Annotated in this window: 33 protein-coding genes; all 33 read left to right on the top strand. The window is 47.2% G+C overall.

The features are described 5' to 3' along the window. Window positions 1–129: 129 nt before the first annotated feature. The gene (locus tag EKM73_RS08530; protein ID WP_125701527.1) at window positions 130–1,458 is read left to right on the top strand and encodes an MATE family efflux transporter; all 1,329 of its coding nucleotides are present in this window, start codon (window positions 130–132) and stop codon (window positions 1,456–1,458) included. A 398-nt stretch (window positions 1,459–1,856) separates the two neighbouring features. Then, on the top strand, window positions 1,857–2,165 hold the full coding sequence (gene rpsJ / locus EKM73_RS08535; RefSeq protein ID WP_003638059.1) for a 30S ribosomal protein S10: 309 nt from the start codon (window positions 1,857–1,859) through the stop codon (window positions 2,163–2,165). Between the two features lie 38 nt (window positions 2,166–2,203). Then, complete coding sequence (gene rplC / locus EKM73_RS08540) at window positions 2,204–2,854, top strand: 50S ribosomal protein L3 (protein WP_020090147.1); 651 nt, start codon at window positions 2,204–2,206, stop codon at window positions 2,852–2,854. A 21-nt stretch (window positions 2,855–2,875) separates the two neighbouring features. Continuing rightward, window positions 2,876–3,499, top strand: coding sequence for a 50S ribosomal protein L4 (gene rplD, locus EKM73_RS08545; RefSeq protein ID WP_020090146.1), 624 nt, complete (start codon window positions 2,876–2,878; stop codon window positions 3,497–3,499). Then, window positions 3,499–3,786 (top strand): 50S ribosomal protein L23, encoded by a 288-nt coding sequence (rplW, locus tag EKM73_RS08550; protein ID WP_020090145.1) that lies wholly within the window; start codon window positions 3,499–3,501, stop codon window positions 3,784–3,786. The genes rplD and rplW overlap by 1 nt, the downstream gene beginning before the upstream one ends. A 26-nt stretch (window positions 3,787–3,812) precedes the next feature. Beyond that, window positions 3,813–4,661, top strand: a complete 849-nt coding sequence (gene rplB, locus EKM73_RS08555) for a 50S ribosomal protein L2 (RefSeq protein ID WP_020090144.1) — start codon at window positions 3,813–3,815, stop codon at window positions 4,659–4,661. Window positions 4,662–4,739: 78 nt separating this feature from the next. After that, window positions 4,740–5,015 (top strand): 30S ribosomal protein S19, encoded by a 276-nt coding sequence (rpsS, locus tag EKM73_RS08560; RefSeq protein WP_020090143.1) that lies wholly within the window; start codon window positions 4,740–4,742, stop codon window positions 5,013–5,015. Window positions 5,016–5,031: 16 nt separating this feature from the next. After that, window positions 5,032–5,388: a 50S ribosomal protein L22 gene (rplV, locus tag EKM73_RS08565; RefSeq protein WP_020090142.1), complete on the top strand. Its 357-nt coding sequence runs from the start codon at window positions 5,032–5,034 to the stop codon at window positions 5,386–5,388. A gap of 3 nt (window positions 5,389–5,391) precedes the next feature. Continuing rightward, on the top strand, window positions 5,392–6,051 hold the full coding sequence (gene rpsC, locus EKM73_RS08570) for a 30S ribosomal protein S3 (protein ID WP_125701528.1): 660 nt from the start codon (window positions 5,392–5,394) through the stop codon (window positions 6,049–6,051). Between the two features lies 1 nt (window position 6,052). Continuing rightward, window positions 6,053–6,487 (top strand): 50S ribosomal protein L16, encoded by a 435-nt coding sequence (gene rplP, locus EKM73_RS08575; RefSeq protein WP_125701529.1) that lies wholly within the window; start codon window positions 6,053–6,055, stop codon window positions 6,485–6,487. Next, the gene (gene rpmC / locus EKM73_RS08580; protein ID WP_020090139.1) at window positions 6,477–6,671 is read left to right on the top strand and encodes a 50S ribosomal protein L29; all 195 of its coding nucleotides are present in this window, start codon (window positions 6,477–6,479) and stop codon (window positions 6,669–6,671) included. The genes rplP and rpmC overlap by 11 nt, the downstream gene beginning before the upstream one ends. A gap of 28 nt (window positions 6,672–6,699) precedes the next feature. Then, window positions 6,700–6,966, top strand: coding sequence for a 30S ribosomal protein S17 (gene rpsQ / locus EKM73_RS08585; RefSeq protein ID WP_020090138.1), 267 nt, complete (start codon window positions 6,700–6,702; stop codon window positions 6,964–6,966). Between the two features lie 50 nt (window positions 6,967–7,016). Continuing rightward, on the top strand, window positions 7,017–7,385 hold the full coding sequence (rplN, locus tag EKM73_RS08590; protein WP_020090137.1) for a 50S ribosomal protein L14: 369 nt from the start codon (window positions 7,017–7,019) through the stop codon (window positions 7,383–7,385). A 36-nt stretch (window positions 7,386–7,421) separates the two neighbouring features. Then, on the top strand, window positions 7,422–7,733 hold the full coding sequence (gene rplX / locus EKM73_RS08595; RefSeq protein WP_125701530.1) for a 50S ribosomal protein L24: 312 nt from the start codon (window positions 7,422–7,424) through the stop codon (window positions 7,731–7,733). A gap of 25 nt (window positions 7,734–7,758) precedes the next feature. Then, window positions 7,759–8,301, top strand: coding sequence for a 50S ribosomal protein L5 (gene rplE, locus EKM73_RS08600; protein WP_020090135.1), 543 nt, complete (start codon window positions 7,759–7,761; stop codon window positions 8,299–8,301). Window positions 8,302–8,319: 18 nt separating this feature from the next. Beyond that, window positions 8,320–8,505: a type Z 30S ribosomal protein S14 gene (locus EKM73_RS08605; RefSeq protein WP_081624603.1), complete on the top strand. Its 186-nt coding sequence runs from the start codon at window positions 8,320–8,322 to the stop codon at window positions 8,503–8,505. A gap of 33 nt (window positions 8,506–8,538) precedes the next feature. Beyond that, on the top strand, window positions 8,539–8,937 hold the full coding sequence (gene rpsH, locus EKM73_RS08610) for a 30S ribosomal protein S8 (protein ID WP_020090134.1): 399 nt from the start codon (window positions 8,539–8,541) through the stop codon (window positions 8,935–8,937). Window positions 8,938–8,967: 30 nt separating this feature from the next. Then, entirely contained in the window at window positions 8,968–9,504 is a 537-nt protein-coding gene (rplF, locus tag EKM73_RS08615) for a 50S ribosomal protein L6 (RefSeq protein WP_020090133.1), read from the top strand. 38 nt (window positions 9,505–9,542) lie between these two features. After that, window positions 9,543–9,908 carry a 50S ribosomal protein L18 gene (gene rplR, locus EKM73_RS08620; RefSeq protein ID WP_027826031.1) on the top strand — a complete coding sequence of 122 codons (366 nt, stop codon included), beginning with the start codon at window positions 9,543–9,545 and terminating at the stop codon, window positions 9,906–9,908. Window positions 9,909–9,930: 22 nt separating this feature from the next. After that, on the top strand, window positions 9,931–10,434 hold the full coding sequence (gene rpsE / locus EKM73_RS08625; protein WP_020090131.1) for a 30S ribosomal protein S5: 504 nt from the start codon (window positions 9,931–9,933) through the stop codon (window positions 10,432–10,434). Between the two features lie 14 nt (window positions 10,435–10,448). Further along, a complete protein-coding gene (gene rpmD / locus EKM73_RS08630; RefSeq protein WP_125701531.1) occupies window positions 10,449–10,631 on the top strand; it encodes a 50S ribosomal protein L30 in 183 nt (60 codons plus the stop codon). A 35-nt stretch (window positions 10,632–10,666) separates the two neighbouring features. After that, window positions 10,667–11,101, top strand: a complete 435-nt coding sequence (rplO, locus tag EKM73_RS08635; RefSeq protein ID WP_020090129.1) for a 50S ribosomal protein L15 — start codon at window positions 10,667–10,669, stop codon at window positions 11,099–11,101. Beyond that, window positions 11,101–12,432, top strand: a complete 1,332-nt coding sequence (gene secY / locus EKM73_RS08640) for a preprotein translocase subunit SecY (protein WP_020090128.1) — start codon at window positions 11,101–11,103, stop codon at window positions 12,430–12,432. The genes rplO and secY overlap by 1 nt, the downstream gene beginning before the upstream one ends. A 93-nt stretch (window positions 12,433–12,525) precedes the next feature. Next, entirely contained in the window at window positions 12,526–13,176 is a 651-nt protein-coding gene (locus EKM73_RS08645; RefSeq protein WP_318531133.1) for an adenylate kinase, read from the top strand. A 163-nt stretch (window positions 13,177–13,339) separates the two neighbouring features. After that, window positions 13,340–13,558 carry a translation initiation factor IF-1 gene (infA, locus tag EKM73_RS08650; RefSeq protein ID WP_011668477.1) on the top strand — a complete coding sequence of 73 codons (219 nt, stop codon included), beginning with the start codon at window positions 13,340–13,342 and terminating at the stop codon, window positions 13,556–13,558. 29 nt (window positions 13,559–13,587) lie between these two features. Next, window positions 13,588–13,707 carry a 50S ribosomal protein L36 gene (gene rpmJ / locus EKM73_RS08655; protein WP_011668476.1) on the top strand — a complete coding sequence of 40 codons (120 nt, stop codon included), beginning with the start codon at window positions 13,588–13,590 and terminating at the stop codon, window positions 13,705–13,707. Window positions 13,708–13,733: 26 nt separating this feature from the next. Then, window positions 13,734–14,099, top strand: coding sequence for a 30S ribosomal protein S13 (gene rpsM / locus EKM73_RS08660; RefSeq protein ID WP_020090126.1), 366 nt, complete (start codon window positions 13,734–13,736; stop codon window positions 14,097–14,099). Window positions 14,100–14,116: 17 nt separating this feature from the next. Continuing rightward, window positions 14,117–14,506 carry a 30S ribosomal protein S11 gene (gene rpsK, locus EKM73_RS08665; protein ID WP_020090125.1) on the top strand — a complete coding sequence of 130 codons (390 nt, stop codon included), beginning with the start codon at window positions 14,117–14,119 and terminating at the stop codon, window positions 14,504–14,506. 87 nt (window positions 14,507–14,593) lie between these two features. Continuing rightward, the gene (locus tag EKM73_RS08670; RefSeq protein ID WP_020090124.1) at window positions 14,594–15,544 is read left to right on the top strand and encodes a DNA-directed RNA polymerase subunit alpha; all 951 of its coding nucleotides are present in this window, start codon (window positions 14,594–14,596) and stop codon (window positions 15,542–15,544) included. A 30-nt stretch (window positions 15,545–15,574) separates the two neighbouring features. Then, window positions 15,575–15,958: a 50S ribosomal protein L17 gene (gene rplQ / locus EKM73_RS08675; RefSeq protein ID WP_020090123.1), complete on the top strand. Its 384-nt coding sequence runs from the start codon at window positions 15,575–15,577 to the stop codon at window positions 15,956–15,958. A gap of 358 nt (window positions 15,959–16,316) precedes the next feature. Then, complete coding sequence (locus tag EKM73_RS08680) at window positions 16,317–17,156, top strand: energy-coupling factor ABC transporter ATP-binding protein (RefSeq protein ID WP_125701533.1); 840 nt, start codon at window positions 16,317–16,319, stop codon at window positions 17,154–17,156. Beyond that, window positions 17,132–18,004 carry an energy-coupling factor ABC transporter ATP-binding protein gene (locus EKM73_RS08685; RefSeq protein WP_125701534.1) on the top strand — a complete coding sequence of 291 codons (873 nt, stop codon included), beginning with the start codon at window positions 17,132–17,134 and terminating at the stop codon, window positions 18,002–18,004. Before EKM73_RS08680 ends, EKM73_RS08685 begins: the two co-directional genes overlap by 25 nt. Continuing rightward, entirely contained in the window at window positions 17,997–18,797 is an 801-nt protein-coding gene (locus tag EKM73_RS08690) for an energy-coupling factor transporter transmembrane component T family protein (RefSeq protein WP_125701535.1), read from the top strand. The genes EKM73_RS08685 and EKM73_RS08690 overlap by 8 nt, the downstream gene beginning before the upstream one ends. Window positions 18,798–18,801: the final 4 nt, after the last annotated feature.

The following is an 18,801-nucleotide window of genomic DNA, read 5'->3' on the forward strand; positions in this document are numbered from 1 at the left end:
TCCTTGATGGGGCACTGGCATGGGAGACCAGCAGGACTTAGAGCCTGCTCAAAAGGCCGACCTGACAGAATGTGGTGCTTTGCGTTATAATAATCTCTGTGCGTTTGAAGCTAAGTAGGAGAGTGAGTTATGGAAGAGTTGTTTGAGCGGGCGTCGATTCCGCGAGCTTACTTTAAGCTCGCATTGCCCGTTGTGTTAAGCATGGTGGCCAGCATGATTTACAATCTGGCTGATACCTTCTTCGTTTCCCAGACGCAGAACACGAATTTAGTGGCGGGGGTCGCGCTGTGTACGCCGTTGTTTTCTTTCCTGATTGCGATTGGGGATATCTTTGGTCTTGGTGGTAGCTCACTGATTTCACGATTGCTAGGGGAGAAAGCTTATGCCACTGGGAGTCGCGTCAGTAGCTTCTGCCTGTATGGGGCAGTTGTTCTCGGACTGGTGACGACAGTCGTCCTTCTGGGATTTAGTCGGCCGATCTTACACCTGCTGGGAGCGACAGCGGCAACCTATCCCTACGCTGAACAGTTCTACCGCATCATGGCGATTGGGGCAATGCCAATCATTGTCTCGATTGTTCCGGGTAATCTGATTCGGACCGAGGGGTTTGCCACGCAGTCGATGGTCGGTACCATGGTGGGAACCGTGATCACAATCATCTTAGATCCGTTACTGATCTTTCCGATGGGGTTAGGCGCTGCTGGTGCGGCTCTAGCCACGGTGATTGGTTATACAGTCTCGGCTGGACTCCTGGTGTACCTGACAAAGCGTTATTGCCAGGTGATTTCAATCGATGTCAAGCTCAGTAGGATTGACAGTCAGTTGATCCGTCAGGTCCTGTTCATTGGGATTCCGGGGTCAATTACGAATCTCATGCAGGCGTTTGGGACGGCAGTCTTGAATCGTTACCTGGTTGACTACGGTGCAACCAGGGTGGCGGCGATGGGAATTGTCCTAAAGGTCTATATGATCATCATGCTAGTGATGGTGGGCTTTGCCTTTGGGGCACAGCCGCTGATTGGCTATACGTTTGGTGCGAAGAACCAGAAGCGCTTCAAGAAGATTCTCCGCTTTGACTTGATGGTGGAGGTCGTCTATGCACTGGTTTTTGCGGTAATCCTTATGATATTTGCGCCACAGATTATTGGACTATTCCTACATAATCCAGCGGTCATCAGTGCTGGGACGTATATGCTACGCGTCTTCCTGGTAACGACGCCGTTTGTGGGGGCCGTTCTCGTCTACACAACGGTCTTTCAAAGTACTGGAAAGGCTAGTGGGGCCTTTATCATGTCGATTGCGCGGCAAGGGGTTGTGTTCTATCTGATGATTGTGCTGGGTGCCCACTTTCTGGGGTACCACGGGATCATCTGGGCACAGCCGGCTGCTGATGTACTGACGTGCTTGATTGGTTGGTTACTGGCAAGATTGCTATTTAATAGGAAGAAGTCGGCTTAATTATGTGACTGTAGTGGTCGTGAGAGACTGTGACCAGTGCAGTGAGCGGTTATTGAGTCGGCTCACGGATTGAACAGGTCAGCCTAGCCAGATACTGTTAAAATTAAGTCTGATTTGGGATAAATATATTTATGCTGAATTGATCTGTGTCAAATTGGTCAGCGATTTCACAAAAAAGATTGACTAATTCTGTTAAAACCCTTGTCAGACGGCGTTTTATTTAGTATGATAGTCAAGTGCTGTAAATCCGAGGGTATTTTACTACCCCCGGGGGAGAGCTCAAAGTTTAAGCGATGATGTGGGAGATTGCGACACACCCGGCCGCTTTGCCATGAGGGTGTGGCGGGAATTTCCACGGAGTTAGTCTTATTTTTAAAATAGACGAAGGAGGGAACACAATGGCAAAACAAAAAATTCGGATTCGGTTGAAGGCTTACGAACATCGTATCCTCGACCAATCAGCGGACAAGATCGTTGAAACAGCTAAGAGAACTGGTGCCACTATCTCTGGTCCAATTCCATTACCAACTGAACGGACGATCTACACCGTATTACGTTCACCACATAAGTTTAAGGACTCACGTGAACAATTCGAAATGCGGACGCACAAGCGTTTGATTGATATCGTTAACCCAACGCCAAAGACAGTTGACTCATTAATGAAGCTCGACTTGCCTAGCGGTGTTGACATCGAAATCAAGTTATAATTTTTCAAAATAAATACAATATAATCGGAGGTGTACTCATGACCACAAAAGGAATCTTAGGGAAAAAGGTCGGGATGACGCAAGTCTTCACTGATGCTGGCGAATTAATCCCCGTTACTGTTGTCGAAGCAACCCCAAACGTAGTGTTGCAAGTTAAGACGATGGAAAACGACGGTTACGATGCCATTCAACTTGGTTACCAAGACAAGCGTGAAGTACTCAGCAACAAGCCCGAACAAGGTCATGTAGCAAAAGCAAACACGACTCCTAAGCGCTTCATTCGTGAATTCAGAGATGTTGAGCTGGGAGATTACAAGGTAGCAGACGAAGTTAAAGTTGATACCTTCCAAGCAGGAGACATCGTTGATGTCACTGGTGTCACTAAAGGTCATGGATACCAAGGTAACATTCATAAAGATGGTCAAAGCCGTGGCCCTATGGCCCATGGTTCTCGTTACCACCGTCGTCCAGGTTCTCTGGGTGCTATCATCAACCGGGTTTTCCCTGGCATGAAGCTTCCAGGTCGGATGGGTAACAAGCAAGTTACTATCCAAAACCTTGTGATCGTTAAGGCTGACGTTGATAACAACGTTCTGTTGATTAAGGGCAATGTGCCTGGTGCCAACAAGTCACTCGTTACTGTTAAGAGTGCTGTTCGCCCACCACGCCCAAAGCATTCTGAAAACTAATTAGGAAGGGAGGATAATTAAATGACAAGCGTAGCATTATACAAACAAGATGGTAGCCAAAACGGCGACGTTACCTTGAATGCCGATATCTTCGGTGTTGAACCTAACGAAAGCGTCGTATTCGACACAATTTTGATGCAACGGGCATCTCTTCGCCAAGGAACTCACGCCGTTAAAAACCGGAGTGCCGTTCGTGGTGGTGGGAAGAAGCCATGGCGTCAAAAGGGTACTGGTCGGGCACGTCAAGGTTCAATCCGTTCACCACAATGGGTTGGCGGTGGTGTGGTCTTTGGCCCTACCCCTCGTTCTTACAGTTACCACCTTCCTAAGAAGGTCGGCCGTTTAGCATTGAAGTCTGTTCTTTCACAAAAGGTTCTCGATGATAGCTTCGTCGTAGTTGACGGGTTAGCATTTGATGCTCCTAAGACGAAAGAATTTGCTTCTGTGCTTGCTGGTTTGAATGTCACGACTAAGACGTTAGTTGTTCTTGAAGACGACAACGTTACTGCTGCTTTAGCAGCCCGCAACTTAGCCAACGTTAAGGTTATTCCTGCCAAGAGCTTGAATGTCCTCGACATTGCTGATGCTGATAAGTTAGTGATCACGCAACCAGCTCTTTCTCAAGTAGAGGAGGTGCTCGCATAATGGAAGCACGTGACATTATTTTACGTCCAGTTGTTACTGAAGCCTCAATGGCAACTATGGATGACAAGCGTTACACGTTCGACGTTGATGTACGAGCAACTAAGACTCAAGTCAAGCATGCTATTGAAGACATCTTTGACGTTAAGGTTGTTAAAGTCAACATCATGAACTTGAAAGGTAAGAAGAAGCGTCAAGGTCGTTACGAAGGCTACACTAAGAAGCGTCGTAAGGCAATTGTCAGCTTATCTGCCGACTCAAAAGAAATCAAGTTATTCAACGAAGAATAAAATCTCAGATATAGGAGGGAAATAACGTGGCGATTAAGAAATACAAACCAACAAGCAATGGTCGTCGTAACATGACGAGCTTGGTTTACAAAGACGTCATCACTAAGACGACTCCTGAAAAGTCATTGCTTGATTCACAAAGCCATACTGCCGGCCGTAACAACGCTGGTAAGATGACTGTCCGTCATCGTGGCGGTGGTAACAAGCGTCAATACCGGATCATCGACTTCAAGCGTATTAAGGATGATGTTCCTGCAACTGTTAAGGCTATCGAATACGATCCTAACCGGACTGCTAACATTGCCTTATTAGTATATGCTGACGGTATCAAGTCATACATCATTGCTCCTAAGGGCTTAAAGGTTGGCGACAAGGTTCAATCTGGTCCAGAAGCTGATATCAAGACTGGTAACGCTTTGCCATTAGCTAACATTCCATTCGGTACTGTTATTCACAACATCGAATTGAAGCCAGGTAAGGGTGGCCAATTGGTCCGTTCTGCTGGGACTTCAGCACAATTGTTAGGTAAAGCTAACGATGACAAGTACGTGTTAGTTCGGTTATCATCCGGTGAAGTTCGGATGGTTCTGAAGGTTAATCGTGCTACTATCGGTGCCGTAGGTAACGAAGAACATGAACTGGTTAACGTTGGTAAAGCCGGCCGTACTCGTTGGGCTGGTCAACGTCCTCACGTTCGTGGTTCAGTTATGAACCCTAACGATCACCCACATGGTGGTGGTGAAGGTAAAGCACCTGTTGGTTTACCATCTCCTCTTTCTCCATGGGGTAAGAAGACTGTTGGTAAGAAGACGCGTTCTAAGAAGAACAAGAGCAACAAGTTCATCGTTCGTCGTCGTAAAGGTTCTAAGATGTAATCATCCGATTATTCGGATGTCGAGAGACCTGGTGATCATCGCGTTTAGCGATGCGCCACAAGTAGAGGAGGTTTCATAATGGGTCGTAGTTTGAAAAAAGGACCTTTCGCCGATGCGCACTTATTAAAGAAAGTTGATGCGCAGAAGGATCAAGACAAGAAGGCCGTCATTAAGACCTGGTCCCGCCGGTCTACTATTTTCCCTAGCTTTATTGGTTTAACCATTGCTGTATACGATGGACGGAAGCATGTCCCAGTTTACATTCAAGAAGATATGGTTGGCCACAAGCTTGGCGAATTCGTTCCAACCCGGACATTCCGTGGTCATGGTAGCGACGACAAAACAACTCGTTGATAAGGAGGATTAACTAATGGCTGAACAAGTTACATCAGCGCAAGCGACTGCTAAGACGGTTCGGATTGCTGCTCGCAAAGTCCGCCTTGTCATCGATCTTATCCGCGGCAAGAGCGTCGCTGAAGCGATCGCTATTTTAAAGTTCACACCGCGTGGAGCATCACCGGTTGTGGCAAAGGTTTTGAACTCAGCAATTGCTAATGCAGAAAATAATTTTGACTTAGATCGTCAAGATTTAGTTGTTAGCGAAGCCTACGTGAACGAAGGCGCAACCCTTAAGCGGTTCCGTCCTCGTGCCAAAGGCTCTGCTTCACCAATCAACAAGCGTACGAGTCACATTACGGTTGTTGTATCTGAAAAAAAGGAGGGATAACGCGTGGGTCAAAAAGTAAATCCAACTGGATTACGGGTCGGTATCATTCGCGATTGGGAAGCAAAGTGGTATGCTGAAAAGGATTTCGCTGCTTACCTGAAGGAAGACCTTCAAATCCGTAAGTTTATTGAAAAGCGTCTTGTTGACGCATCTGTTTCAACTGTTGAGATTGAACGGGCTGCAAACCGCGTCAATATCTCAATTCACACTGCCAAGCCAGGTATGGTTATTGGTAAGGGTGGTTCAGAAGTCGAAAATCTCCGTAAGGAATTGAACGACTTAACTGGCAAACGTGTCCACATCAACATCGTGGAAATCAAGAAGCCAGATCTGGATGCCAAATTGGTCGGCGAAAACATCGCCCGTCAATTGGAAGGCCGTGTTGCATTCCGTCGCGCTATGCGTGGAACGATGCAACGGACCATGCGTTCTGGTGCCAAGGGTATCAAGACGCAAGTATCAGGTCGTTTAAACGGTGCTGACATGTCCCGTGTCGAAAGCTATGCTGAAGGTACGGTTCCTCTGCACACGTTACGTGCTGATATTGATTACGCTTGGGTAGAAGCTCACACTACTTACGGTTCTTTGGGTGTTAAGACCTGGATCTACCGTGGTGAAGTTTTGCCTGAAAAGAAACAATCTAACGGACAAGGAGGGAAATAACATGCTGGTACCTAAGCGAGTAAAGTTCCGTCGTGTCCACCGTGGTAAGCTACGTGGCGAAGCCAAGGGTGGCAAGAGCGTTGCTTTCGGTGACTACGGTTTGCAAGCGTTGGATTCCAAGTGGATTACCAACCGTCAAATCGAAGCTGCCCGTGTTGCAATTACGCGTTACATGAAGCGTGGTGGGAGAGTTTGGATTAAGATTTTCCCTCACAAATCCTACACTGCTAAAGGTGTTGGGGTCCGGATGGGTAATGGTAAAGGTACGCCTGATGGCTGGGTAGCCCCAGTTAAGCGTGGCAAGGTTATGTTTGAAGTGGGTGGCGTTTCTGAAGAAACTGCTCGCGAAGCATTACGTCTTGCAGCCATGAAGCTTCCCGTTCGTACTAAGGTTTTATCTCGAGAGGAAGTAGGTGGCGAATCTAATGAAGACTAAAGAAATCAACGAATTAACCACTGCTGAAATGCTCGATAAAGAAAAGAGCTACAAGGACGAATTATTCAACTTGCGTTTCCAATTAGCTACTGGTCAATTGGAAAACACCGCACGGTTGAAGCAGGTTCGCAAGAACATTGCGCGGATTAAGACCGCTCTTCGCCAACAAGAACTGAACAAGTAGAATACGATAAGAAGGAGGTCACTAATACATGAGTGATGCACGTAATAACCGCAAGGTTTACCGTGGTCGTGTCGTGTCCGACAAAATGGACAAGACGATCACTGTCGTTGTAGAAACGACGAAGACGGATGCAAGATATGGCAAGCGTGTCAAGTACTCCAAGAAGTACAAGGCACATGACGAAAACAACGAAGCCCAAACCGGCGACATTGTTGAAATCATGGAAACTCGTCCATTATCTGCTACCAAGCGGTTCCGCTTAGTCGACATTGTTGAAAAAGCAGTAATCATTTAGGTGTCGTTTTTATCGTATTCTGAACTAGATCTGAAGGGAGGACACTAGCTGTGATCCAACAAGAAAGTCGCTTAAAGGTCGCCGACAATTCCGGCGCCCGGGAAATCCTGACTATCAAGGTTCTGGGTGGCTCAAAACGTCGCTATGCCGGAATCGGTGATGTCATCGTTGCTACTGTCAAACAAGCAACACCAGGTGGCGTTGTCAAAAAAGGTGATGTAGTCAAGGCTGTTGTTGTTCGTACGAAGTCTCGTGTACGTCGTAATGACGGTTCTTACATCGGTTTTGATGAAAATGCTGCTGTGCTGATTAAAGACGACAAGAGCCCACAAGGGACTCGGATCTTTGGACCAGTTGCACGTGAATTACGTGACAACGACTTCATGAAGATTATCTCATTAGCACCCGAAGTACTGTAATCAAGAATCATGTTAAACAAGGAGGTGCCCACAGGAATGCTTATTAAAACTGGTGACAAGGTCCGCGTGATCGCTGGCAAGGATAAAGGCAAGGAAGGTACTGTTTCCAAGATCTTTAATGCCAAGAACCGCGTGATCGTTAAAGGCGTCAATATGATTAAGAAGCACCAAAAAGCTTCTCAAACTAATCCCCAAGGCGGAATTATTGATATTGAAGCACCAATTCACGCATCCAACGTTATGCTTATTGATCCTTCGAACAACGAACCAACCCGGCTTGGCGTTCGTGTTGAAGATGGTCACAAAGTCCGGTTCTCTAAGAAGTCCGGCGAAACCATCGACAAATAATCACTGAAAGGAGGAACATAATTTCATGTCAGCTCGTTTAAAAGAAAAGTTTGTAAATGAAATTACCCCATCATTGGTGGAAAAATTCAGCTACAGCTCTGTTATGCAAACGCCGAAGATCGAAAAGATCGTATTGAACATGGGTGTTGGTGACGCTGTTACCAACGCTAAGAACCTCGACGAAGCCGTTGAAGAACTTGGTTTGATTTCTGGTCAAAAGCCATTGGTTACTAAGGCCAAGAAATCAATCGCAACCTTCCGTCTTCGTGAAGGTATGTCAATCGGTGCTAAGGTTACCCTTCGTGGCGACCGGATGTACGAATTCCTGGATAAGTTGATCAACGTGTCATTGCCACGTGTTCGTGACTTCCATGGTGTTAGCTCCCGTGCCTTTGATGGCCGTGGTAACTACACTTTGGGGATCAAGGAACAATTGATCTTCCCAGAAATCAACTTTGATAACGTTAACCGTGTTCGTGGTTTGGACATTGTTATCGTTACAACGGCTAACACTGATGAAGAGTCACGCGAATTGCTGACTCAATTCGGTATGCCGTTCTCACACTAATTAAGGAGGTTCACACAATTGGCTAAGAAATCACAAATTGCTAAGAACAAGCGTCCTGCGAAGTTCTCTACACAAGAATATACTCGTTGCGAACGTTGTGGACGTCCACACTCTGTTTATCAAAAGTTCCACCTTTGCCGTATCTGCCTACGCGAACTTGCCCACAAGGGTCAAATTCCTGGTATGAAGAAGGCTAGCTGGTAAAACGAATTTTAAACAAAGGGAGGGTAAACGTTAATGTCCATGACTGATCCTATTGCAGACTTCTTGACGCGGATCCGTAACGCCAACATGGTGCGTCACGAATCACTCGAAGTACCTGCATCTAAAATTAAACGCGACATCGCTGAAATCCTGAAGCGCGAAGGTTTCATCCGTAATGTTGAATACATCGATGATGACAAACAAGGTATCATCCGCGTATTCCTCAAGTACGGTAAGGATAACCAACGTGTTATCAGTGGTTTGAAGCGTATTTCCAAGCCCGGCTTACGTTCATACGTTAAGGCCGACGATGTACCAAAGGTATTAAACGGTTTAGGTATCGCTATCATCTCAACCTCAGAAGGGGTCGTTACTGATAAAGAAGCGCGTGCCAAGAAAATCGGTGGCGAAGTTCTCGCCTACATTTGGTAAAACTTTTAAGAAGATAGGAGGTGCCTTACAGTGAGTCGTATTGGTTATAAAACTGTCGACGTCCCAGCCGGCGTTGACGTAAAACGCGATGGTGATCAAGTGACTGTCAAAGGTCCTAAAGGTTCTTTAACCCGGACTTTCTCTGACATCATCACCATGAAAATTAGTGACGGTGCGGTTGATTTTGACCGTCCAGACAACAACAACAAGACCCGTGCACTTCACGGTACTCAGCGTGCTAACTTAAACAACATGGTTCAAGGTGTTGTTAATGGTTTCGCTAAGACTTTGAAGCTGGTCGGTGTTGGTTACCGTGTTCAAGCTAAGGGTAAGACTTTGGTATTGAGCGTTGGTTACTCCAACCCTGTTGAAATGGCAATTCCAGAAACCTTGGAAGTTAAGGTTCCTGACAACACTACCATCAACATTTCTGGTATCAGTAAGCAAGAAGTCGGTGACTTTGCCGCCGAAATCCGTGCCGTTCGTTCACCAGAACCTTACAAGGGTAAGGGTATCCGTTACGAAAACGAATACGTTCGGATTCGTGAAGGTAAGACCGGTAAGTAACAGTAACGCAGCTTAATTGCTGATAATTCTACAAAGAGGTGACTATTTTGATTACAAAACCAGATAAGAACAAGACACGTCAAAAGCGTCATACGCGTGTCCGGAACAAAATTTCTGGAACTGCAGAACGCCCACGCTTAAACGTTTTCCGCTCTAACAAAAACATCTACGCTCAAGTCATTGATGACGTAGCGGGTGTCACGCTTGTTAGTGCCTCAACGTTAGATAGCGAAGTGTCTGGCGACAACAAGACTGACCAAGCTAAGGCTGTTGGTGTTTTAGTTGCTAAGCGCGCTGTCGAAAAGAAGATTGGCAACGTCGTGTTTGATCGTGGTGGGTACTTGTACCATGGCCGTGTTCAAGCATTGGCAGAAGCTGCTCGTGAAAACGGGCTGGAATTTTAACAGTAAGGAGGAATAACCACACATGGCAAAATTTATTGATCCCGACAAGTTAGAACTTGAAGACAACGTTGTTGCTATCAACCGGATCACCAAAGTTGTTAAAGGTGGCCGTCGTCTTCGGTTCTCAGCACTTGTAATTGTCGGCGATAAGAACGGTCACGTTGGCTTTGGTACTGGTAAAGCACAAGAAGTCCCAGAAGCTATCCGTAAGGCTGTTGAAGCCGCTCGTAAGAACTTGATCGAAGTTCCAATCGTGGGAACTACCATTCCTCACGAAGCACTCGGTCTTTATGGTGGGGGTAAGATCTTACTCAAGCCCGCTGCTGAAGGTTCTGGAGTTACTGCCGGTGGTGCCGTTCGTTCCGTCATGGAATTAGCCGGTGTTGCTGATGTTACTTCAAAGCGTCTTGGCTCTAACACGCCAGTTAACGCAGTTCGTGCCACTTTTGCTGGCCTTGCTGAGTTAAAGCGTGCTGAAGAAGTTGCCGCTCTCCGTGGTGTCTCTCTTCAACACTTAGCTGAATAAGGAGGGGTATTAAAATGGCTCAATTAAAAGTTACTTTAATTCATAGTGTTGCACACCGCCTCCCTAAACAGCGGAAGATCGTGGCTGCTCTTGGCTTGAACCGTGTGAACAGCACTGTTCTTCAACCAGACAACGAAGCAACGCGTGGTGCGCTTTTCCAAATCGCACATTTAATTAAAGTTGAAGAAGTTAAGTAGTACTCATTTCATTTTATAAGGAGGTGCGCAATAGCATGAAGTTGAACGAATTAAAACCTGCTGAAGGCTCACGGAAGGTTCGTAACCGGGTTGGTCGTGGTGATTCATCTGGTAACGGTAAGACTGCTGGTCGTGGCCAAAAGGGTCAAAAGGCTCGTAGCAAGACCCGTTTGGGTTTTGAAGGTGGCCAAATGCCACTGTACCGTCGTATTCCAAAGCGTGGGTTTACCAACATTAACCGTAAGGAATTTGCTGTCGTAAACTTATCCGCTTTGAACGTCTTTGATGATGGTGCTGAAGTTACTCCAGCTGCCTTGGTTGAAGCTGGCATCGTGAAGAACGAAAAAGCCGGTATTAAGATCTTAGGCAACGGTGAAGTAACGAAGAAGTTGACGGTCAAGGCCGCTAAGTTCTCCAAGTCAGCTGCCGAAGCTATCGAAGCTGCTGGTGGTAAGACTGAGGTGATTTAATGCTCACAAGCTTAAAAAACGCTTTTAAGATTAAAGATATTCGTAAAAAGATTCTCTTTACTCTTCTGGTTTTGATTGTCTTTCGGTTGGGTACCTATATTACTGTCCCCGGCATTAACGCAAAGGCACTTCAAAGCGTTGCGTCTTCTGGGTTAGTTAGTATTTTAGATACCTTCAGTGGTGGTGGGTTAACAAACTATTCCATCTTCGCGATGGGGGTTTCACCTTACATCACTGCACAAATCGTTATTCAATTGCTACAAATGGACATCGTTCCGCGCTTCGTTGAATGGAGTAAGCAAGGGGACGTTGGACGGCGGAAGTTAAACCAAGCCACTCGCTACTTAGCGATTGCCTTGGCTTTCGTTCAGTCGATCGGGATCACTGCTGGTTTCAGTGCGCTTAGCTCAATGAAACTGGTGCAAAATCCTAGTGTCGCAACATACCTCTCAATCGGGTTAATCCTGACTGGTGGGACGATGTTGACCACTTGGATGGGTGATATGATTACCGACCGGGGGTTAGGAAACGGGATTTCAATGATTATCTTTGCAGGTATCATTGCTCGGACTCCAACTGCCGTCTACAAACTCTACAAAGATTACTTCGTTGACATTGCGACTGGTGACATGTGGAAGAGCGTGCTCTTCGTGTTAGGCTTAGTTGTTCTGGTATTGTTGATCATCACGTTTACGACGTGGGTTCAACAGGCCGAACGGCGGGTTCCAATGCAATACACGCGTCGGGTTTCTGGTTCACCAGATTCCAGTTATCTTCCATTAAAGGTTAACGTGGCTGGGGTTATCCCAGTTATCTTCGCAAGTTCGTTTATTGCAACGCCTCAAACTATTTTGATGGCATTCCAAAACACGCACTCGCAAGATGCTTGGTACCAAACCATGACGAACCTTTTCAACATGCAAACCTTCGATGGTGCCATTTTGTACACCGTTCTGATCATTGTGTTCACGTTCTTCTATGCGTTCGTTCAAGTTAACCCAGAAAAGTTGTCTGAGAACCTGCAAAAGCAGGGGAGCTACATTCCTGGTGTTTGGCCTGGTCACGAAACGCAGTCATACGTTTCCAGTTTGTTGATGCGACTCAGCACTGTTGGGTCACTCTTCCTTGGATTCATTTCCTTAATTCCGTTGTTAGCCCAAAATCTTTGGGACTTAGATGAGTCTATTGGTTTAGGTGGTACCAGCCTCTTAATCGTCGTTGGTGTTGCTATCGAAACCATGCGTCAGGTAGACGGATTGATGATGAAGCGCGAATACGTCGGCTTTATTCAAGGGTCGTCAAATGGCCCTCAAGGTCCAGAACCAGCTTAATGAGTTTCCAGCGGGTGTGTTGATCTAATTGGCACACCTGCTTGTGTATTTCAGGCTAATAATTTTGAAATAAGGAGAACGAACATGACAGCAATGAATTTAATCCTCATGGGCTTACCGGGTGCCGGTAAAGGGACTCAAGCTCAAAAGATTATCGATGAGTTCCACTTACCGCATATTTCTACGGGAGATATCTTCCGTGAAGCGATGAAGAACGAAACCGAAATGGGCTTGGCAGCTAAGAAGTTCATCGACAAAGGTGAATTGGTACCGGATGAAGTCACGAATGGCATCGTTCGGGATCGCTTAGCTCAAGACGATACCAAGGCAGGGTTCATGTTGGATGGGTTCCCCCGTTCCATCGTTCAAGCCGAAGCTTTAGACAGCTTTGGTCCTGAACTTGATCGGGCCATCAACGCCGTGATCAATATTCACGTCGAACCAGATGTCTTGGTAGAACGCCTTTCTGGCCGGTACATCTGCCGGACTTGTGGTGCCACTTATCATAAACTGTACAACAACCCTAAGGTTGAAGGCACTTGTGATGTTTGTGGTGGCCATGATTTCTACCAACGTGAAGATGACAAACCTGAAACGGTGAAGAATCGCTTGGCTGTTAACCTTAAGGCTAACACGCCATTAGTTGATTACTACACCAAGAAGGACTTGCTCTTTACAGTTGATGGTGACCGGGCTATCGATGATGTCTACGTCGACATTGAAAAGATCTTGAAGAACCTGTAGTTTTACTAAGTTCTTGCTAAGTTGCAGGAATTATGGTAGACTTATTCAGGTTTAGCCTGTAAATGGCGCGCTGTCGCAATTCACAGGTGCTAGGCGGGAGCAACATCCTTGCTCCTGCTGCTTTTACGTGTATTTTACACGCAATTATAAGGGAGGTACTTTCGTGGCGAAAAGCGATGTCATCGAAGTCGAAGGTAAAGTTACCGAAACATTGCCTAACGCAATGTTTCGGGTCGAATTAGAAAACGGTCATGAGATTCTCGCTCATGTCTCCGGTAAGATTCGGATGCATTACATCCGTATTCTGCCCGGTGACCGAGTAACTGTTGAAATGTCACCGTATGACTTGTCTAAAGGCCGGATTACTTATCGTTTCAAGTAACCGCCTGGACAGATGTAGGAGGGATATTCATGAAAGTAAGACCATCAGTTAAGCCAATGTGCGAACACTGCAAGGTTATCAAGCGTAAGGGTCGAGTAATGGTTATTTGCTCAGCCAACCCTAAGCACAAACAACGCCAGGGTAAGTAATTCAATTTATAGGAGGTGCACATTTAATGCCACGTATTGCTGGAGTGGATTTACCACGTGATAAGAAAATCGCTTATGGTTTGACTTACATTTTTGGTATTGGTATCAACACCGCACACAAGATTGTTGCGGATGCTGGTGTCGCAGAAGACGTTCGGGTTCGCGATTTGACACCTGATCAAGAAGACAAGGTTCGTGCCGAAGTTGACAAGTACAAGGTCGAAGGTGACTTACGTCGTGAAGTTAGCCTGAACATCAAGAACTTGCAAGAAATCGGTTCTTACCGTGGTATGCGTCACCGTCGCGGTTTACCTGTTCGCGGCCAACACACCAAGAACAACGCCCGCACTCGGAAGGGTAAAGCCGTTTCCGTTGCAGGTAAGAAGAAGTAAAGGAGGGTTAACACTTTATGGCTACTAGAAAAACTAGTCGCAAGCGTCGGGTCAAGAAGAATATTGAAGCCGGTGTTGCACACATTCATGCTACGTTTAACAACACATTAGTTATGATCACTGACGTTCAAGGGAACGCCATTGCCTGGTCATCTGCTGGTGCCTTAGGATTCAAGGGTAGTCGGAAATCAACACCATTTGCTGCTCAAATGGCTGCTGAAGCCGCTGCTAAAGCATCACAAGAACATGGTATTAAGTCCGTTGAAGTTGCTGTTAAGGGTCCTGGTTCAGGACGTGAAGCTGCTATCCGGGCCATCCAAGCTGCTGGTATCGAAGTCACCGCTATTCGCGATGTTACGCCAGTGCCTCATAATGGGACTCGTCCTCCAAAGCGCCGTCGGGTTTAACGTGAGCGTTTCATTAATGAGGGCAACCTTCATGATGGGATTGACTTATAGGAGCTCAACGCGGTTTGAAAGGGGTAAACGATAAGAATGATTGAATTTGAAAAGCCTAACATTCATAAAATTGACGAAAGTAGCAACTACGGTAAGTTTGTTGTTGAACCGTTAGAACGTGGTTACGGGACAACGCTTGGCAACTCATTACGGCGGATCTTGCTTTCATCATTACCTGGTGCAGCTGTTACCAGCATTCAAATCGACGGGGTTTTGCATGAATTTTCGACGGTTGAAGGTGTGGTTGAAGACGTCACGCAGATCATCTTAAATGTTAAGAAGATTGCGTTGAAGCTCAACGGTTCCGATGATCAAGAGGAAACCATGGAAATTAACGTTAAGGGTCCAGCACAAATCACTGCCGGTGATATTGTTGCGGGTGCTGACGTTGATGTCTTAAACCCAGATCTGTACATTGCTACGGTTGCCGATGGGGCAACGTTCCATATGCGGATGACTGCGGATAAGGGCCGTGGCTATGTTTCTGCTGACGAGCACAAAGCTCAGAACACAGAAATGCCAATTGGTGTCTTAGCTGTTGATTCCATTTACACCCCAATCGAACGGGTTAACTACCAAGTAGAGAATGCACGGGTTGGCCAACGGGCTGACTACGATAAATTGACCCTGGATGTTTGGACAAACGGTTCAATTAATCCAAGCGAAGCCATTGCATTGGCTGCTAAGATCTTAACCGAACATCTGGCTATGTTTGTCGACTTGACCGACGAAGCTAAGAATGCGGAAATCATGGTTGAAAAAGAAGAAACGCATAAGGAAAAGATGCTTGAGATGACCATCGAAGAGCTCGACTTATCCGTTCGTTCTTACAACTGCTTGAAGCGTGCTGGTATCAACACGGTCCAAGAATTGACTAACAAGACTGAAGCAGACATGATGAAGGTTCGTAACTTGGGTCGCAAGTCCCTTGAAGAAGTTAAGGCTAAGTTAGCTGACTTAGGTTTGTCACTTCGGAAGGAAGACTAATTTTAGACACTCAAAGGAGGGTTTCTGGTTATGAGTTACCGTAAATTACAACGGACTAGTTCTCAACGTCGTGCATTATTACGCGATTTGACTACCAGTTTAATTTTAAACGGCCGCATCGAAACGACTGAAGCACGCGCTAAAGAAGTTCGGAAGACGGCTGACCAAATGATTACCTTAGGTAAGCAAGGCGACTTGCACGCACGTCGCCAAGCTGCTGCGTTCATTCGTAACGTGGTTGCAGATGTTAAGGAAGACGGCGATGATGTTGTCGTTACCAGCGCATTGCAAAAGGTATTCAGCGAATTAGCACCTAAGTACGCCGACCGTAACGGTGGTTACACGCGTATCTTAAAGACGATGCCTCGTCGCGGTGATGGTGCCGCTATGGCTATCTTGGAATTCGTTGACTAGTCTTTGCTAGACTGCGATTCATGGAGTGATCACGTCCATAAACGTGATACCGATATGTTTTAAATTAATCACTAGAACCATGTGGTATAGAGCGCTACGATGATGGGGAAATCTTTCCGAGTCTAGCTTGAATGGGGGCAAACGCCTCAGCGCCGCTGGTTTGTTAGTGATTTTTTTATACACTTTTTTATCTGGGGCGACAGGTCCTATTCATTGTGGAACGGGAAAACATCGCTGTCAGCATCACAGGTAGGGAAGCCTAATAAATTCCAAAAGCTTAGGCACAACTCTTCGGTATCGTCTTAATATTTGGTATAATTAGCGGTGACTTTTTTCGTAAGGAGAATCAATAGCGCAGATGGAAAATATAATTGAAGTTAAACATCTGACCTACCGTTATCAAGAAGACGATCCGCGGCCGGCGTTAAATGACGTCAGCTTTAATGTGCATGCAGGCGAGTGGCTTGCAATCGTTGGTCATAACGGGAGCGGGAAATCCACGTTAGCCAAGTCATTGGATGGCTTGTTGCCGTTCACGACTGGTGAAGTCACTGTTGGTGGCATTCAATTGACGCCGGAGACGGTGTGGCAAGTCCGTGAGAAGATCGGTATGATCTTCCAGAACCCTGACAATCAATTTGTCGGGGCAACTGTTGAGGATGATGTTGCCTTTGGCCTGGAAAACCGGCAGATGCCGCGTACAGAGATGTTGCCACGTGTTAAGGACGCCATTGCGCGGGTGGGTATGAGTGACTTTGCCCAGCGTGAACCGAGTTCCCTATCCGGGGGACAGAAGCAGCGGGTTGCCTTAGCAGGTATCGTGGCGATTGCGCCTGACGTCTTGATTCTCGATGAAGCGACCAGTATGTTAGATCCCCAGGGCCGGCGTGAGATGCTGGCTTTGGTCCGTGAGTTACGGCAGACGCAGCATCTCACCGTCATTTCAATCACCCATGATATCGATGAGGCGGCTATTGCTGACCGCGTACTGGTGATCGATGATGGCCAGTTGATCGACGAGGCCACCCCAGCCACTATCTTTGCGCAGGGCGAGCGGCTCGTCGAACTTGGCCTGGACCTGCCCTTTACGGAAAAATTAAAAGCGGCGTTGCGGCAACGGGGCATCGAACCCCCAGCCAATTATCAGAGTGCCGTGGAAATGGAGGAATGGCTGTGGCAATCTCTTTCGAACACGTAAGCTATACGTATCAGGCGGGAACGCCCATGGCTACCTCCGCGGTTAGCGATGTCTCCTTTACGGTGCCCGATCATGGCTATTTGGCGATTATTGGGCATACCGGGAGTGGTAAGTCCACGCTGATCCAACAACTCAATGCTTTACTTAAACCTACGGCTGGTGAGATTACCGTGGATGATTTTACAATTACGCCTAAGACCACTAACACAGCTTTGAAACCCTTACGGCGACACGTCGGCATGGTCTTTCAGTTTCCTGAGAGCCAATTGTTCGAGGAAACTGTGCGGCAAGACATCGCGTTTGGCCCTAAAAACTTTGGTATGGGTGAGACCGATGCCAATAAGCTGGCCGATGCCATGCTGCAGACGGTCGGCCTGGACAGTAGCTACGCTGAGCGGTCCCCATTTGAACTCTCCGGCGGTCAGATGCGGCGGGTCGCGATTGCCGGTGTCTTGGCAATGCGTCCCAAGGTCTTAGTCCTCGATGAACCGACGGCGGGGTTAGATCCCCAAGGACGTCAGGAAATGATGTCGTTGTTTGAGCGGCTTCACCGTGAACAGGGCTTGGCGATCGTCCTCGTGACCCATCAGATGGAAGACGTGGTGCAGTATGCCGAGCAAGTCGCTGTGATGCGTGATGGGAAGCTGGTCAAATTTGGCACGCCCGCGGAGGTCTTCAGCAGTGAATCTTGGTTACGAGAGAATCAATTGGATATGCCCCAAGCGGCCCAGGTTGCCCAACGGTTAGCCAATCGCGGCCTGACGTGGGACTCGCTACCCTTAACGGCTGACCAATTGGCGGATCAACTCGCCGCGCGGTGGCCACGAGAGGGGGGCGCGCATGTCTAACTTTATTTTTGGGCGTTATCTGCCGCTCAACTCGGTAGTCCATCGTCTGGACCCCCGGGCAAAGCTCCTGCTGAGCTTCTGCTACATCGTGCTGGTCTTTATGGCCAACAATCCCGTGAGTTACCTGATTATCATCGCGTTCACCTTGGGGTCAATTCTGGCCTCGAAGATTAGCCTGGGCTTCTTTCTGAAAGGAATTCGGCCACTGATCTGGTTGATTGTCTTCACGGTAGTCCTGCAGCTCTTATTCAGTCCCGCCGGCGGTCACGTTTATTTTCACTGGGCGTTCATCAATATCACGCAGTTTGGACTCGTCAATTCCGGGTATATTTTCATCCGGTTTTTGTTGATCATCATGATGTCTACACTGTTGACGCTGTCGACGCAACCATTGGACATTGCGACTGGCCTGGCCTCGCTGATGAAGCCCTTACGTTGGGTGCGCGTTCCGGTCGACACGTTAGCGATGATGTTGTCGATTGCGCTGCGTTTCGTGCCCACGCTGATGGATGAGGCTAATAAAATCATGAATGCCCAGCGCGCCCGTGGCGTGGATTTTGGTGAGGGGGGCTTGTTGAAGCAGGCCAAATCCCTGATTCCCTTGATGGTGCCACTATTCATGAGTGCCTTTAACCGAGCCGAAGACTTATCGACGGCCATGGAGGCCCGCGGGTATCAGGACAGTGAGCATCGCAGTCAGTATCGTATTTTAACTTGGCAACGACGAGATACGATTACGTGGATTATTTTTGTGGTGGCATTTGCCGCCATTCTAGCTACTCGTCGTTGGTAGGAGG

Origin of the sequence: Levilactobacillus fuyuanensis (assembly GCF_003946395.1) — a bacterium.
Lineage (GTDB): Bacteria > Bacillota > Bacilli > Lactobacillales > Lactobacillaceae > Levilactobacillus > Levilactobacillus fuyuanensis.